Raw genomic sequence first — 15799 nt, 5'->3', positions numbered from 1 at the left:
TTCTAATTCATTTTCCTTATCTTTACTACTCTATTAAATTTTGTGATTGTGAGTATTATAGTATTTATAGCATCTGTCTTATTGTTTTCTTTTGAGAGAAAACCAATTGCTGCTATACTTATTTCACACAGCAAGGCCTTTATTATTTAGGCCTCCGTCTATTTCATTTTCTTCTTTCAGACGGAGGATTTTTACCAATTTATTTTTCTATTGAGAGATTTTCATCTTACAAATAAAGAGAAATTCAATAAAACAATATATTAAGTTTCAGTTAGCACATTATTGCAAACTGTGATTTAACATAGTCAATTATTTTATCAATACTTAACATTAAATACTATGAAACCAACACCCATTTTCTGTAAAAAAGAGTATCAGTTCTTACGAGAGTTGATATTAAAAAGTAAAAATGATTCAAATGCAAAAGAAGCCGGACTGCTTTCACAAGAATTAGACCGTGCTATTATCAGTGAAGAAAGCATTCTTGACAATTCGATTATCCGAATCAATTCGCATGTAACGATTGAAGATGTTAAATCAAATAAACAAATGAAAATTCAAATTGTTTTACCTTCTTTAGCAAATGTACAAGAAAGAAAAATATCAATTTTAGCCCCTTTAAGCGTTGCTATAATTGGTTTTAAACAAAACGATAAGGTAGATTGGGAATTACCTTCCGGAATAAAAACATTAAAAATAATTGAAGTAAACAATACCATTGTGTCCCATTCTTAATTTGCAAACACCTCATTTATGAAGGTGTTTTTTTATAACTATCTCCTCACTAATTACTATGGTTTTGAATGATATAATTCCTTATAAAAGAAATAAAAAATCCCATCCGGAAAACCGAATGGGACATTATTAAGATAATAGAATGTGTCCTTATTTTACATCCATTAATTCTACGTCAAAAATAAGAGTCGCATGCGGAGGAATAACACCGCCTGCACCGCCTGGACCATAAGCCAAATCAGATGGAATTACAAAACGCGCTTTGTCTCCAACCTGTAATAAAGCAATACCTTCGTCCCATCCTTCGATAACCTGCCCAACTCCTAGTTTGAATTCGATTGGTTTTTTTCTTGGGTATGAAGAATCAAAAACTTTTCCGTTTTCCAAAGATCCTTCGTAGTGTACAGAAACTGTTTTCCCTGCCTCTGCTTTTTTACCTTCACCTTTTTGAATCATTTTATAACGTAAACCACTTTCTGTTTTATCAAAACCTGCAGCTAATTGCTCCATTTTTGCTTCAGATTCTGCTTTTAAAGCTGCCTCACGCTTTAGACGAGCTCCTTTTAAACCAACAAAAGCTTCAATAGCATTCCATTTTTGAGCTTCTTCACCAACTCTGATAATTTCTAATGTTTCAAGAGCATCGCCCTGATTAACAGCATCTACGACATCCTGACCTTCGATAACGTGTCCAAAAACAGTATGTTTGTTGTCTAACCATGAAGTTGGAACGTGCGTAATGTAAAACTGAGAACCATTACTTGCAGGTCCTGAATTTGCCATTGCCAAAACGCCTGGACGATCGTGTTTTAAACTTGGGTGAAATTCATCATCAAATTTATATCCCGGATCACCAGTTCCTGTACCTTTTGGACAACCGCCCTGAATCATAAAATCAGGAATAACTCTGTGAAAAGTTAAACCGTCATAGAATTTTTGTCCCTGAGGTTTCACTTTATTTTCCATATTTCCTTCTGCAAGAGCGACAAAATTCCCTACAGTTCCCGGTGTTAAATCGTGTGTCAGTTTTACTAAAATCGAACCTTTACTAGTGTTGAATTTAGCGTATATTCCGTTTTCCATTGTTGTTATTTTTTAATTGAACGCAAATTTACAAATTAATTTTATATCAATTTGTCTTTCTATTTTTTAGATTTTGATTTATAAGTGAGTCCGTAAACGGTTAATGCCAATATTGACAAGCCAATACATCCGATAGTTACAACGTGCCATCCGCCTAGTTTCCATAATAACAATCCATAAGCTGATCCCGCAGCTGTTCCTAAAAAGCTAAAGGACATAAAAACCGTATTTAATCTGTTTCTGGCTTCAGGGAGCAACGAATAAACCCGGGTTTGATTTGAAATATGAACACCCTGGATTCCAATGTCAATAAACACGATTCCAATTGCAATTCCGATAACGCTTTCTATAGAAAAATAAAAAACCAAAAAACTGATTAGTATCAGCAAACATCCATAACCGACTGCTACTCTTGAACCTCCTTTGTCACCCATTTTTCCAACTAATGGCGCAGCCAAAGCTCCGGAAGCCCCAACAATTCCGAATAAACCAATTGTTGCACTATTAAAATGAAACGGTTCTCCCGAAAGCAATAAAACCATGGTAGTCCAAAAAGCACCAAACTGCGCAAAACTGAAAACGTTGATTAACGTCGCTTCACGCAATACAGGCTGAGTTTTTATAAGTGTAAAAAGAGACTGAATTAATTGACCGTAAGATCCCTGAAACTGGGGTTTATTGACAGGAAACTTATTCTGAATCACAAAAAAGATCAAAAGGCAAATTCCGGCAGCAATAAAAAACATCGATCTCCATCCTAAAACCTGACCGATGAACCCGCTTAATGTTCGCGAAAGCAAAATTCCGACTAAAAGTCCGCTCATAATAGTTCCGACGACTTTTCCTCTTTCTTCAGGCGCGCTTAAAGAAGCTGCCAAAGGCAAAATAAGCTGGGGTACTATTGAAGTGATCCCGATAAGCAGTGAAGCAATTTGTAATATCAGAAAACTTTTTGCCGTGGCTGCAATTAACAATGCAATTACAGAAGCAAAAGTGGTTATTAAGATTTGTTTTTTCCGTTCTATTTTATCTCCCAACGGAACCATAAAAAACAAGCCTATAGCATATCCTGCCTGCGTTAGGTAGGTTATTGTCCCTGCATTTGCTTCAGGAATTTTAAATTCATTGGCTATTAAAACAATTAAAGGCTGGCAGTAATACAGATTTGCAACTATGAGTCCAGTGCAGGCTGCCATAAACAAGACGTTCGTTTTGGATAAATTCATTTTGCAAAAATACCAATCTAATTTTTATCCAAACTTTAAAAAATGTATAATTTTTCGAATGTTCAGACTAATCAGATTGGTGTTTTAAAAATCGTATTGATTTATTATTTCATGAAGTCTTCACGCATTGGACTAAAAACATCAGTCAGCATTCCTTCTTCTAAACACAAAACACCATGAATTGCATGAGGCGGAATGTAAAAGCTATCTCCTTCTTTCAGCGTTTTTGTAATCCCGTTAATGGTAACATCAAATTTACCTTTTGCCACATAAGTAACCTGTGTATGGTAATGTTCATGCAAAGCACCAATAGCGCCTTTTTCGAAATGTACATTTACCAGCATAACGCGATTATCAAAAGCTAAAATTTTACGTTTTACACCTTCTCCAACCACTTCCCATTGAATTTCCTCTCCAAAAAGAAACTCTTTACTTGCAACAGAATTTTCCATATTATTTATTCATTTTATGGTGCAAAAATAAAACATTTCAATCATTCAGGTTAAATCGATTCTTTTGAATGATCGTAAAAGCTTTAACTGAAATAAAAATTTGAAATAAAATCGTTTATTATTTGTTAGTGCAAAAGTATTTTACTCAATAACGGCAATATCTTTCTTTATGAATTGAAGCTCCTTTACCAAATTATTTTTTTCAAAATATTTTTTTAGTTCTGTGAGTCTTTTTTTGTTGTCGTATTTTATACCTGAATTTAATTTTCTCTGACAAACAGAACATAATCTTGCAGAATTTTTGTCTGTTTCGCTCATACTATTGGTTCCATTCATTACACAATCTGCAAAAATGCAATGATGCAAACCAAACATATGACCAATTTCATGAGAACTTATTTTAAGAAGTCTGGACAAACACAAATTAAAATTTTCCTGGGTAAGTTTTCCGTCCTGTAATCTGTAAATAGAGCTTACCCCTACTTTATCACGATAAGAGGCCAGTCCAAAAACGAAATTCCATTCCGGTTTAGGATACAAATCAACTTCGGTCAATCCCATAAGCGCAATTCTTTTTAAAGGCTTGTCTTTTTTCAAAACATTATCCAAAATGTACCCTGCCAAAAACTGCTGGTTATTTTCGTATCCAATTCTCTGTGCAGATTCAGGAATTACATCATTTGAAACTGTTTCCAAAATTTTTGTTTTTAACTGAAAATAAATTTCCAGATATTCCCTTAACAGTTCTATTTGTTTGTTTTGCAAAGAATTAAAATTTCCAATAGGCCTTATATAAATAATATTGGATGCACTGGTTGGAACAATATGTTTTGAATTCATGAATTGCTCAAAAGTCTGTCCTTTTTCTTTATGAGAATAAAGCCAATCGCCTTCAACCGGTTTTGTTAATTCAACATCATTTTTTTTGATCTGATGGAAATATTCATTCCCATCCTGTTTAATACATGTAGTACAGAAAATTATGATTATAAAAAGTGCTGTTTTTTTCATTTAGATTTGGATTGGTGAACCAAAAGTAAATAATCGAACTCTGAAAACCGTAATTATTTATAGAATTTTTCTTGTTTAATAGATAGTTATTCTGATTTTTTGTATTCTTTATTGCACAATACCCAAACTTCAGTCACAATATATCTAATGATTCCATCAAACATTCTTTAAAAAAGGAATGACTATCTTTGCACTCAAAATCGCAAAATGAAAGCAGCAGACAATTCTGAGAAAAATAATTTACATCTTCGAAATCTACATCGTTCACGATATGATTTTGAGCTTCTTATTTCAAATTGTCCTGAACTAAAACCTTTTGTCTCTATCAACAAATATGCAATTGAAACAATTGATTTCAGCAACCCCATTGCGGTAAAAACGCTTAATAGAGCTTTGCTGCAAACCTATTATGAGATTCAAAATTGGGATATTCCTAAAAATTATCTTTGTCCGCCCATTCCGGGAAGAGCTGATTATATTCATTATTTAGCTGATTTACTTAGTGAATCCAATAATGGAAATATTCCTGTAGGATCTTCAGTTTCAGGTCTGGATATTGGAACAGGAGCCAATTGTATTTATCCCATTTTAGGAAGCGCAATTTACGACTGGAGTTTTGTTGCGACCGATATTGATAAAAAAGCAATCGAAAACTGCAGTAAAATTATAGAAGCGAATCCGAAATTGATTGAAGCAATCAGTTTACAACAGCAAACAGAATCACGTTTTATTTTTAAAAACATTATTACACCCGAAGACCGTTTTACTTTTACGATGTGTAATCCGCCTTTTCATGCTTCTGCAGAAGAAGCTAATAAAAGTACTTTAAGAAAAATATCAAGTCTAAATCTGAAAGATAAAAAAAATGCTAAGCCTGTTCTAAACTTTGGAGGTCAGCATGCTGAGTTATGGTGCAACGGAGGCGAAATTAGTTTTATAACTCAAATGATTTACGAAAGTGTAAAATATATTTCGCAATGTTTATGGTTTACAACCCTGGTTTCTAAAAAAGAGAATCTTTCAGCTATTTACAAAACCTTAAAAAAAGTAAATGCTTTAGAAATCAGAACTATTGATATGGCTCAGGGACAAAAAAACAGCCGAATTGTGGCCTGGAGTTTTCTGAAACCTACAGATCAGGAAAAGTGGTTTATTTAAAACACTGATTTTCAAATCCAATCCTTGATTTTACAATTTGCTTTTGCTAAATTTAACCTAACTATTTAGTATCAAATCTATGGCTGAATATATAGGTTATCTTGCATCAGTTTTTATAGTCGGCTTTTCTTTTGCTTAAAAATCTCAGAACAATCAGGTTGATTAATCTTTTTGGCTGTATCTGCTTTGTGATTTACGGCATTTTTTTTAAAGATTTCAGAGATTTTAATCAATGGTTTTTACCGGTAATTATTCCAAACGCCATTTTAGCTTTTGTTCAGATATAACCTTATAGTCAAAAAATCATAAAGCTTATAATTATGATATTTTGAAACAAAATTCTGGAATACATTCAATATTGATTATTGTACTTTTATATTAAATTCAATATATTATGACAAGAGTACTACTTAAATTTATTCTTTTGGTTATGCTTTTTGGCTGTGCTTCATCTAAAAAAGCAAAATTTGAAGACTATGTCTTCCACACCAAAAAAAGAAAAACAAAGCTATCTAAACTCCTACGACAAAGCTTTAAAACTTTGGAATATTCCCTATACTGAAGAAAATATTAAAACCAGATTTGGAAATGCACATGTAATAATTGCAGGCCCTAAAAACGGAAAAGATTTGGTATTGTTACACGGAATGGACGCCAGCTCAACAATGTGGTATCCAAACATTAAGGCTTTGGCAAAAAACCATCGAATATATGCCATCGATTTTCTGATGGAACCCGGAAAATCTAATCTGACTGCCAATCCTCTTTCTAAAGAAGAAATCGTTGTGTGGTATAATGAAATTTTTGCACATTATAAGTTAAAGAAATTTGATATTGTAGGAGCTTCACGTGGTGGCTGGATTGCAACATTACTGGCTGTTCAAAAAGAAAATGCTATTGATAAAATAGTTTTGTTAAGTCCGGCTCAAACTTTTAAATTCATTGATAAAATGGGCAAAACATCCTCGGCATTAATGCTAAAACTTTTTCCAAGCGAAAAAAAATTCGGAAAAACACTAGAGACTTTTTCAACCCATCCAGAAAAAATTGGTCCTGCTTACAAAAGACAATTTTATTTAGCCAATAAATACGCCAAATCAAATTCAAGCATGCTAAAGATGACTCCTTTTTCTAATGATGAACTAAAATCCATTAAAAATCCCGTTTTGGTACTGATTGGCGACAAAGATGTAATCAATTCAGCAGAAAGTCTGGAAAAAGCAAAGGATTTTTTGCCAAACGGCAAGACAAAAATAATCAAAGATGCAGGACATTTTTTGAGCATTGATCAGACTAAAATTGTTAATGATGCCATGATTGAATTTTTAGAATAAGAAGAACTTAACATTTAATAGCGTTCAAACTTGTATCTTTACAAAACTAATTTTTTCATAGTTCGAAATGAATTTTCAGGTATCCTCAGAATATAGTCCAAAAGGAGATCAGCCTCAGGCAATCCAAAAACTTTCACAAGGCATTGTTGATGGCGAAAAATATCAAACTTTATTAGGTGTAACGGGGTCAGGTAAAACATTTACAATGGCCAATGTCATTCAGGAAGTACAAAAACCTACCCTGGTTTTGGCGCATAACAAAACTTTGGCAGCACAGTTATATTCAGAGTTTAAACAGTTTTTTCCAAACAACGCCGTAGAATATTTCGTTTCCTACTACGATTATTATCAACCGGAAGCCTTTATGCCCGTAACCGGAGTATTTATTGAAAAAGATTTGTCTATCAATGAAGAACTGGAGAAAATGCGTTTAAGCACAACTTCTTCCTTGCTTTCCGGACGCAGGGATATTTTAGTAGTTGCTTCTGTTTCCTGTCTTTATGGTATTGGAAACCCTGTAGAATTTAAGAAAAATGTAATTGAAGTTTCAAGAGATCAGGTTATTTCGAGAACTAAATTACTGCACAGTCTTGTACAAAGTTTATATGCCCGAACAGAAGCCGATTTTAATCCCGGAACTTTCCGGATTAAGGGAGATATTGTAGAAGTATATCCAAGTTATGCTGATGATGCGTATCGAATTCACTTTTTTGGAGATGAAATTGAAGAAATTGAATCGTTTGATGTAAAAACATCACAGGTTATCGAAAAATTTAAAAGACTGACTATTTATCCGGCCAATATGTTTGTGACTTCCCCGGACGTTCTTCAGGGAGCAATCTGGCAGATACAGCAGGATTTGGTAAAACAAGTTGATTATTTTAAAGAGATAGGCAAACATCTGGAAGCGAAACGCCTGGAAGAAAGAACCAATTTCGATCTTGAAATGATTCGCGAATTAGGTTATTGCTCCGGAATTGAGAATTATTCCCGCTATCTTGACGGAAGAGAAGCCGGCACAAGGCCTTTCTGTCTGCTGGATTATTTTCCGAGTGATTATTTAATGGTAATTGACGAAAGTCACGTAACGGTTTCACAGGTTCACGCCATGTACGGAGGCGACAGGAGCCGAAAAGAAAATCTTGTTGAATATGGTTTTCGTTTGCCTGCCGCAATGGACAACCGCCCTTTAAAATTTGAAGAATTCGAGGCCTTACAAAATCAGGTGGTGTATGTTTCTGCAACTCCAGCCGATTACGAATTGCAAAAATCTGACGGTATTTATGTAGAACAGATTATCCGGCCTACCGGATTACTGGATCCGATCATTGAAGTGCGGCCAAGTCTGAATCAGATTGATGATTTAATTGAAGAAATTCAGGTGCGCTGCGAATTGGACGAAAGGGTTCTCGTAACTACCTTAACCAAAAGAATGGCCGAAGAATTAGCCAAATATCTGACTAAAGTAAATGTACGCTGCCGCTATATTCACTCCGAAGTTGATACCCTTGAACGAATCGAGATAATGCAGGATCTCCGAAAAGGAATTTTTGATGTATTGATTGGAGTAAACCTGCTTCGTGAAGGGCTCGATTTACCGGAAGTTTCATTAGTAGCTATTTTAGATGCCGATAAAGAAGGTTTTTTAAGAAACCACAGATCTTTGACCCAGACTATTGGACGTGCGGCCAGAAATATAAATGGAAAAGCGATTATGTATGCTGATAAAATAACAGCCAGTATGCAAAAAACGATTGATGAAACCAATTACCGCAGAACCAAACAAATTAATTTCAATACAGAAAACGGTATAACTCCACAAGCCTTAAACAAAAAAATAGATTCAGCCTTTACTAAAAATCCTTTAGTCGAATATGAACTTGGGCATAACCTGCAAGCAGCAGCAGAACCCGAAGCAGCTTATTTATCAAAACCTGAATTAGAGAAAATGATTAGAGAAAAGCGCAAATCCATGGAAAAAGCGGCAAAAGATCTGGATTTTTTACAGGCTGCAAAACTACGTGACGATATTAAAAAGTTACAGGAGCAACTTTCTTAGAATGCTTCTTATTTTTTTCAAAAGCCTTAATTTTGCAGTTCTTAAAATATTCATCTTTTAATTTTTCTGATGCCTACAAATTTTGAAAATCATATTTCGGCAAGATTTCCGTTTCTGGAAAATAAAAAACTGTTTCTTGCTGTCAGTGGAGGACTTGACAGTATGGTTTTACTGCATTTGTTTCAGCAATTAAGTTATGAAATTGCGGTATTGCATTGTAATTTCCAGCTCCGCGGACTGGAAAGTTTAGGCGATCAGGATTTCATTCGAAATTACTGTAAAGAAAACAATATTTCCATTTTTACAACCCAGTTTGATACCGAAGCTTTTGCAAAAGATTACAAACTTTCTACCCAAATAGCAGCCAGAGAGTTGCGATATAATTGGTTTTACGAACTTTTGGAAACCCATAGTTTCGATTATATTCTGACAGCACATCATGCAGATGACAATCTGGAAACCTTTATTATCAACCTCAGCCGCGGCACAGGATTGAACGGTTTGGTAGGTATTCCGGAACAAAATGATAAAATCATTCGTCCGCTTTTGCCTTTTTCAAGAGAAGAAATCCTAAAATATGCGAAAGAAAATAATATCCAATGGCGGGAAGACAGCAGCAATGCATCTGATAAATACCTTCGTAATAAAATTCGTCATGATTTAATTCCTGTTTTAAAGCAAATCAATCCTAATTTTCTGAAAGCTTTCCAGAAAACACAATCCTATTTGCAGGAATCTAATGAAATGGCCGAAGATGCTTCGATTATGATTTATCAGCAGGTAGCAAAAGAGGCAGGAGAAGAAATTCATTTCGATTTAAATCAGCTTAAAAAATTACCTAATTACAGATCGTATTTGTATGAATGGCTTAATGAATTTGGATTTCTGGCATGGAATGATATTTATGATTTAGTAGACGGACAATCCGGAAAACAGGTGTTTTCGGCTGAATTTAGATTGCTAAAAAACAGGGAAACTTTGATTTTGAGTCCGATTGCAGAAGTATCAGAAAAACAAGAGTTTGAAATTAATGAGAACGATCACGAAGTTAATTTTCCCTTAAATTTAAAGCTTTGTAACGTTAGTCACATAACTATAGAATCAAATAAGATTATATTTGTGGATGCTGAAAAAATCCAGTTCCCATTAATTTTGCGTAAATGGAAAGAAGGTGATTCTTTTCAGCCTTTTGGAATGAACGGAAAATCAAAAAAAATCAGTAAACTTTTTAAGGATGAAAAGTTATCGCTGATTGAAAAAGAGAACTCCTGGCTTTTATGTTCAAAAGACCAGATAGTATGGGTCGTCGGAATCAGGCAGGATGAAAGATTTAAAATAGAAAAAACCACAAAAAAAATACTTAAAATAGAACTGCAATAATGAACTTTAATCAATCCCGTCAGACTGTAACATCACGAAATTTCCTGAGTACATCCATTTTATTCTTACTATTTTTCTTTTTCGCTTTTGCAAACAGTAATGCCCAAATCATAGAACCGGTAAAATGGACTTCTAAAATCGAAAAGAAATCAGAAACTAATTTTGTTTTAATTTTTGACGGAATTATAGAGAAAGACTGGCACATGTATTCGCAGTTTACACCAGAAGGAGGCCCATTGGCTTTAGAAATTTCCTTTAAAAATCAAAAAGGAAATTACAATTTAGTTGGCAAAGCTAAAGAAGGAAAAACAAAGACATCCTTTAACGATGTTTTTGAAGTAAACGAAACTTATTTTGAAGGAAAGGCACATATTGAGCAGGAAATTCAGATTACAAATCCTAATTTAAAAACTGTAGAAGTTGAATTTGATTTTCAGGTTTGTAAAGAAGTATGCATCAATTCGAATAAAAAATTCTCAATTGCTATTCCGGCAACCTTTAAAACGGAAACAATTCCTGCTGTAACTGAAGCTCAAAAAGATGAAACCAAAAGAGAAGGTTTAGCGGTTGATACAGTAGAAAAAGTAGCAGATTCTAAAGTAATTAAGTTAGAAAAAATAGATAATGCAACAGCAAAAGTTGTAGATGATTTACAAAAGCCTGCTCCGGCAAGAAGTTTATGGTCTATCTTTTTTATTGCTTTTATATCAGGATTCGCAGCCTTACTGACTCCTTGTGTATTTCCAATGATACCAATGACGGTAAGTTTTTTTACAAAACAAAGCAAAAGCAGGGCAAAAGGAATTCGTAATGCTATTATTTACGGACTTTCCATCATTGCTATTTATGTGATTTTAGGCTTAATTGTAACAAAGATATTTGGAGCAGATGCTTTGAATGCTTTATCAACAGATGTTTGGTTTAACCTGATTTTCTTCGTGATATTGGTGATTTTTGCGACTTCTTTTTTAGGAGCTTTCGAAATTATGCTTCCTAATTCATGGGCAAACAAAGCAGATCAGCAGGCAGATAAGGGCGGTATAATTGGTATATTATTTATGGCCTTAGCTTTGGCTATTGTTTCATTTTCATGTACAGGACCAATTGTCGGAACCTTACTAGTCGAAGCAGCTTCAAATGGAGGAATCGCTCCGGTTGTTGGAATGCTGGGATTCTCATCTGCATTAGCACTTCCGTTTATGCTATTTGCGATGTTTCCGGGATGGCTAAATTCATTACCAAAATCAGGAGGCTGGTTAAATACAGTAAAAGTTGTTCTTGGATTTTTAGAATTAGCTTTAGCTTTTAAATTTTTATCAAATGCCGATTTGGTTTTACAATTGCATTTTCTGGAAAGAGAAGTTTTTATAGCTATTTGGGTTGCCATTTTTGGAGCACTGACATTATACTTATTCGGAAAAATCACATTGCCTCATGATAGCCCTTTGCATCATATTTCTGTTGGAAGATTATACTTAGGATTGATTACGCTAATGTTTACACTTTATTTAATTCCGGGACTTTGGGGAGCTCCTTTGAAATTAATCAGCGCTTTTCCTCCACCTCCAACCTATAGTGAAAGTCCGTTTGGCGTAGGTGGTTCAGGAAACGGTAATAGTACAGTTTCATCTGAAAAAAATCTGCCAAAAGGGGCAGAATCAGGACCACACGGAATTATGGTTTTTCATGATTATGAAGATGGCCTTGCGTATGCAAAATCAATCAATAAACCAATTATGCTTGATTTTACAGGATATGCCTGTGTAAATTGCAGAAAGATGGAAAACAATGTCTGGTCTGATGAAAGAATTTTACCCATCTTGAAAAATGAGGTGGTTTTAATTTCTTTATATGTGGATGATAAAAGAGAATTACCGGGAGACAAACAATTTGTAACCGCTTCTGGTGACAAAATTGAAACGGTTGGAGATAAATGGACCGAGTTTATGATTTCAAAATACAAAACTAATACTCAGCCTTTATATGTTATAACTGATCTTAAAGGAAATAATCTGAACAGCTCAAAACCTACAATTAGCTATGTTGATGTTGAAGAATATTTGGTTTGGTTAAAAGAAGGGATTTCAAACTTTAAATAATTAGGTTATCATTACTCTTGTTTGTTTAGAGATGTCCTAAAAAACTGAGTGTCATAATCTAGCCCCGATAAAGGCGATATCCTTGTGGAGTTTACGGAACAAGATAAAGCCGAAAGCGGGAATATTGTCCTAAAATAACGAATTGTAGTGCTTCTTATATTACTTATATAAAAACAATGTTGGATTAATTCAAAAATAAAATGCCCTCTAAAACTTTAAAGCTTAGAGGGCATTTTTTATATAAATACTGAATAATTTCTTATAGGTACTCTCCGTGTTGAGAGATATCTAATCCTAATTCTTCTTTTTCTTCAGTAACTCTTAGAGGAGTAATTTTGTTAACGATGAAGAATAATGCATATGAAGCTGCAAAAGCAAATATAGAAACCAATACTAATGCTTTTAACTGAGTTAGAAATAAAGTAGCATCACCAAAAATCAGACCTTGATGATCTCCTACTACTGAATTAACTGTATTTGATGCAAATACTCCTGTTAACAGCATTCCTACCATTCCACCAACACCGTGGCAAGCGAAAACGTCAAGAGCATCATCAATTTTTCCTTTAGGGAATTTACTAACAACGATATTACTAATTACAGCAGCGATGATACCAATTGCTAAAGCATGAGGGATAGAGACAAAACCTGCAGCAGGCGTAATAGCTACCAACCCTACAACAGCACCGATACAAGCACCCATAGCAGATAATTTGTGACCTAATATTTTATCAAGGAATACCCATGCCATTGCCGCAGAAGCAGCCGCAACTGTTGTAGTTCCTAAAGCCTGAGCAGCAAGACTACCAGCTCCAACAGCAGAACCTGCATTGAAACCAAACCATCCAAACCATAATAAACCTGTACCTAATAATACATAAGTAATTCTTGCAGGGTTTACTTTTTGAACTTTACGTTTTCCTAAGAACATAGCTCCTGCTAATGCAGCCCATCCAGCACTCATGTGTACCACTGTTCCTCCAGCAAAATCTAAAACTCCCCACCCGAAGAATAGTCCATCAGGATGCCATGTCATGTGACATAATGGAGCGTAAATTAATAATATGAATAAAACCATGAATAATAAGTAAGCCCAGAAGCGTACACGCTCAGCAAAAGCTCCTGTTATTAACGCAGGTGTAATAATAGCAAATTTAGCCTGAAATAATGCGAAAAGAATAAAAGGGATTGTTGGAGCCAACTCCCAGGCAGTATTAGCACTGACCCCCTGAAAGAATATATTTGAAGTAGGATCTCCTATGAATCCGCCTATTGATGGACCAAAACATAATCCAAAAGCAATAACTACCCATAAAATAGTAACAATTACCATTGCCATAAAACTTTGCAGCATGGTACTAATTACGTTTTTCTTACCAACCATACCTCCGTAGAAGAAACCTAAACCTGGCGTCATTAATAATACAAAAGCAGTTGCAACAACCATCCATGCGGTATCCCCTGTGTCCATTTTCAATTCAACAACGTGAGCACCCAATGTCTTTGATTCGGTAACAAATGAAATAGAAAAAATGGACAGTAACAAAATTGTGATAAGAATCACACTTAAAATAATTTTTCGCATCGTTATTTAGTTTTAAAATTTTTGATAAAAGTATAAAATCATTTAATACCCCCATAAAAAATACCCCATTATGCTTAATTTTTGTTAATTTTTCAATTTACCCCCCTTTAGTTTTGTTCATTTTGGTTAAAAATGACTTAAAATTTACAAATCATCAATCCAGAATATGATAAAAATGCATTTTAAATGTATTTTATAAGAAAAAACACGAGAATAATTTTTGTTTTAAGTTAATTACGACATTATTTATTGCTTTTTCTAAAAAACATTAAATAATTAATGAAAAAAGGCATCAACTGCTGGATTCAGATGATGCCTTTTCTTGGTAATAGTATTTGGTTATTTCTGGCCGTACTTTTCTTTGTACTTTTTATTAAGCTGAGTCTGGTGTGTTTCAAGGCTTATTGCTCTTCCCTGAATAAAAGCATGAGTAAGTTGGTTGGTTCTCATATCAAGAGCATCACCTTCTGAAATAAACAATGTAGCATCTTTTCCTGTTTCTAAAGAGCCACAGAAGGCATCGATACCTAATAACTGAGCTGTATTAAAGGTTATTAATTGTAAAGCTTTTTCTTTATCAAGCCCATAAGCAGCACAGGTCCCTGCTAAAAAAGGCAAGTTACGGGTATTCATTCGTTCATTATCACCACTGTTCTCAAGTCCAACCAAAATTCCTTTATCTGTTAGAATCTTAGCCATTTTAAAAGGAGCCCTGACATCCTGATCATCACTTGCAGGCATATCATGTACACGTCTTAAAAGTATCCCGATATTATTTTTTTGCAATAGATCAGCAGCTTTGTAAGCCTCAAAACCACCCACTATAACGATTCTTTTTATTCCGTTGCTCTTAGCTAACTGAATCGCGTCCGTAATTTGTTTTTCTTCATCAGCATGAATGAATAAGGTTTGTGTTCCATCAAAAAGTCCTTTTGTTGATTCAAAAATCACATTTCTTTGTTTTGAAGTTTCTCCTAAATAAGCTTTTGAATTAATTAGAAAGCTATTTACTTCGTTAATCTGTGTTGCATAATCCTTATTAGGCTCAATTATACCAGGTTCAAACCAGCTTCCTGTTCTTCTAAATCCTGAAGGGAAGTTTAAATGTATTCCGTCATTTTCTTTTACAAGGGCATCTTTCCACGTCCAGGCATCCAGCTGAACAATTGAAGATGTTCCGGAAATTCTTCCTCCACGAGGCACTATCTGAGCAATTAAAATTCCGTTTGGACGAACAGTTTCGGTTACTTTTGAAGTTGAATTATAAGCTACAATACTCCTTACGTTTGGATTGATGTTCCCAATTTCCTCCTGGTCATCGGATGATTTTACCGCATCAATTTCAACAAGTCCTAAAGTAGAGTTAGGCGCAATAAAGCCAGGATAGACATGCTTTCCTGCAGCATCAATAGTGCTGTCATAAGCATTATCAGCAAGTCTTATAGTTGTGGCATCAGCTACTAATACGAGCTTACCATCTTTAAAACCTATAGCACTTTTTTCAATTATTTTTCCGTTTCCAAGATGTGCCGTCGCATTTAGGATCAGAATTGATTTCGTCTGCTTTGGCGCCGGAATCTGCTGAGATTTGGTTTGTATTGTCATCCCAAAAACCAACAACAATATATATATGTTTTTAGTTATCATAATTGTCATATTTATGTAAAAATCTTTAGC

The 15799-nt window shown here is 34.4% G+C and carries 12 protein-coding genes; 6 read left to right on the top strand and 6 right to left on the bottom strand.

Going from position 1 to position 15799, the window contains the following annotated elements; all coding sequences use genetic code 11:
* Window positions 1-339: 339 nt before the first annotated feature.
* A complete protein-coding gene (locus P5P89_RS14960; RefSeq protein WP_278009059.1) occupies window positions 340-735 on the top strand; it encodes a GreA/GreB family elongation factor in 396 nt (131 codons plus the stop codon).
* A gap of 150 nt (window positions 736-885) precedes the next feature.
* Here P5P89_RS14960 and P5P89_RS14955 read toward each other — a convergent pair whose 3' ends face one another.
* The 4 genes from P5P89_RS14955 to P5P89_RS14940 all read right to left on the bottom strand — a co-directional run bounded on the left by P5P89_RS14955 (window position 886) and on the right by P5P89_RS14940 (window position 4507).
* Entirely contained in the window at window positions 886-1818 is a 933-nt protein-coding gene (locus P5P89_RS14955) for a peptidylprolyl isomerase (RefSeq protein WP_278009058.1), read from the bottom strand.
* Window positions 1819-1877: 59 nt separating this feature from the next.
* Window positions 1878-3014 carry an MFS transporter gene (locus P5P89_RS14950; protein ID WP_278009057.1) on the bottom strand — a complete coding sequence of 379 codons (1137 nt, stop codon included), beginning with the start codon at window positions 3012-3014 and terminating at the stop codon, window positions 1878-1880.
* Window positions 3015-3148: 134 nt separating this feature from the next.
* Window positions 3149-3496 carry a cupin domain-containing protein gene (locus P5P89_RS14945; protein ID WP_278009056.1) on the bottom strand — a complete coding sequence of 116 codons (348 nt, stop codon included), beginning with the start codon at window positions 3494-3496 and terminating at the stop codon, window positions 3149-3151.
* A gap of 141 nt (window positions 3497-3637) precedes the next feature.
* Window positions 3638-4507, bottom strand: a complete 870-nt coding sequence (locus P5P89_RS14940; RefSeq protein ID WP_278009055.1) for an archaemetzincin — start codon at window positions 4505-4507, stop codon at window positions 3638-3640.
* Between the two features lie 207 nt (window positions 4508-4714).
* Here P5P89_RS14940 and rlmF point away from each other — a divergent pair, with 207 nt between their 5' ends.
* The 5 genes from rlmF (at window position 4715) to P5P89_RS14910 (ending at window position 12537) form a co-directional block, all read left to right on the top strand.
* Complete coding sequence (gene rlmF / locus P5P89_RS14935) at window positions 4715-5665, top strand: 23S rRNA (adenine(1618)-N(6))-methyltransferase RlmF (protein WP_278009054.1); 951 nt, start codon at window positions 4715-4717, stop codon at window positions 5663-5665.
* Window positions 5666-6141: 476 nt separating this feature from the next.
* Window positions 6142-6999 carry an alpha/beta fold hydrolase gene (locus tag P5P89_RS14925; RefSeq protein ID WP_278009053.1) on the top strand — a complete coding sequence of 286 codons (858 nt, stop codon included), beginning with the start codon at window positions 6142-6144 and terminating at the stop codon, window positions 6997-6999.
* Between the two features lie 67 nt (window positions 7000-7066).
* Complete coding sequence (uvrB, locus tag P5P89_RS14920) at window positions 7067-9058, top strand: excinuclease ABC subunit UvrB (protein WP_278009052.1); 1992 nt, start codon at window positions 7067-7069, stop codon at window positions 9056-9058.
* Window positions 9059-9127: 69 nt separating this feature from the next.
* Entirely contained in the window at window positions 9128-10438 is a 1311-nt protein-coding gene (gene tilS, locus P5P89_RS14915; protein WP_278009051.1) for a tRNA lysidine(34) synthetase TilS, read from the top strand.
* Window positions 10438-12537, top strand: a complete 2100-nt coding sequence (locus tag P5P89_RS14910; RefSeq protein WP_278009050.1) for a protein-disulfide reductase DsbD family protein — start codon at window positions 10438-10440, stop codon at window positions 12535-12537. The genes tilS and P5P89_RS14910 overlap by 1 nt, the downstream gene beginning before the upstream one ends.
* A 259-nt stretch (window positions 12538-12796) precedes the next feature.
* Here P5P89_RS14910 and P5P89_RS14905 read toward each other — a convergent pair whose 3' ends face one another.
* Both P5P89_RS14905 and P5P89_RS14900 read right to left on the bottom strand, forming a co-directional pair.
* Window positions 12797-14122, bottom strand: a complete 1326-nt coding sequence (locus tag P5P89_RS14905) for an ammonium transporter (protein ID WP_223681175.1) — start codon at window positions 14120-14122, stop codon at window positions 12797-12799.
* 339 nt (window positions 14123-14461) lie between these two features.
* Window positions 14462-15769, bottom strand: coding sequence for an amidohydrolase family protein (locus P5P89_RS14900; RefSeq protein WP_278009049.1), 1308 nt, complete (start codon window positions 15767-15769; stop codon window positions 14462-14464).
* Between the last annotated feature and the right edge of the window lie 30 nt (window positions 15770-15799).

The organism is Flavobacterium gyeonganense (assembly GCF_029625295.1).
Lineage (GTDB): Bacteria > Bacteroidota > Bacteroidia > Flavobacteriales > Flavobacteriaceae > Flavobacterium > Flavobacterium gyeonganense.
This window is presented reverse-complemented; position numbering and strand designations above follow the sequence as displayed.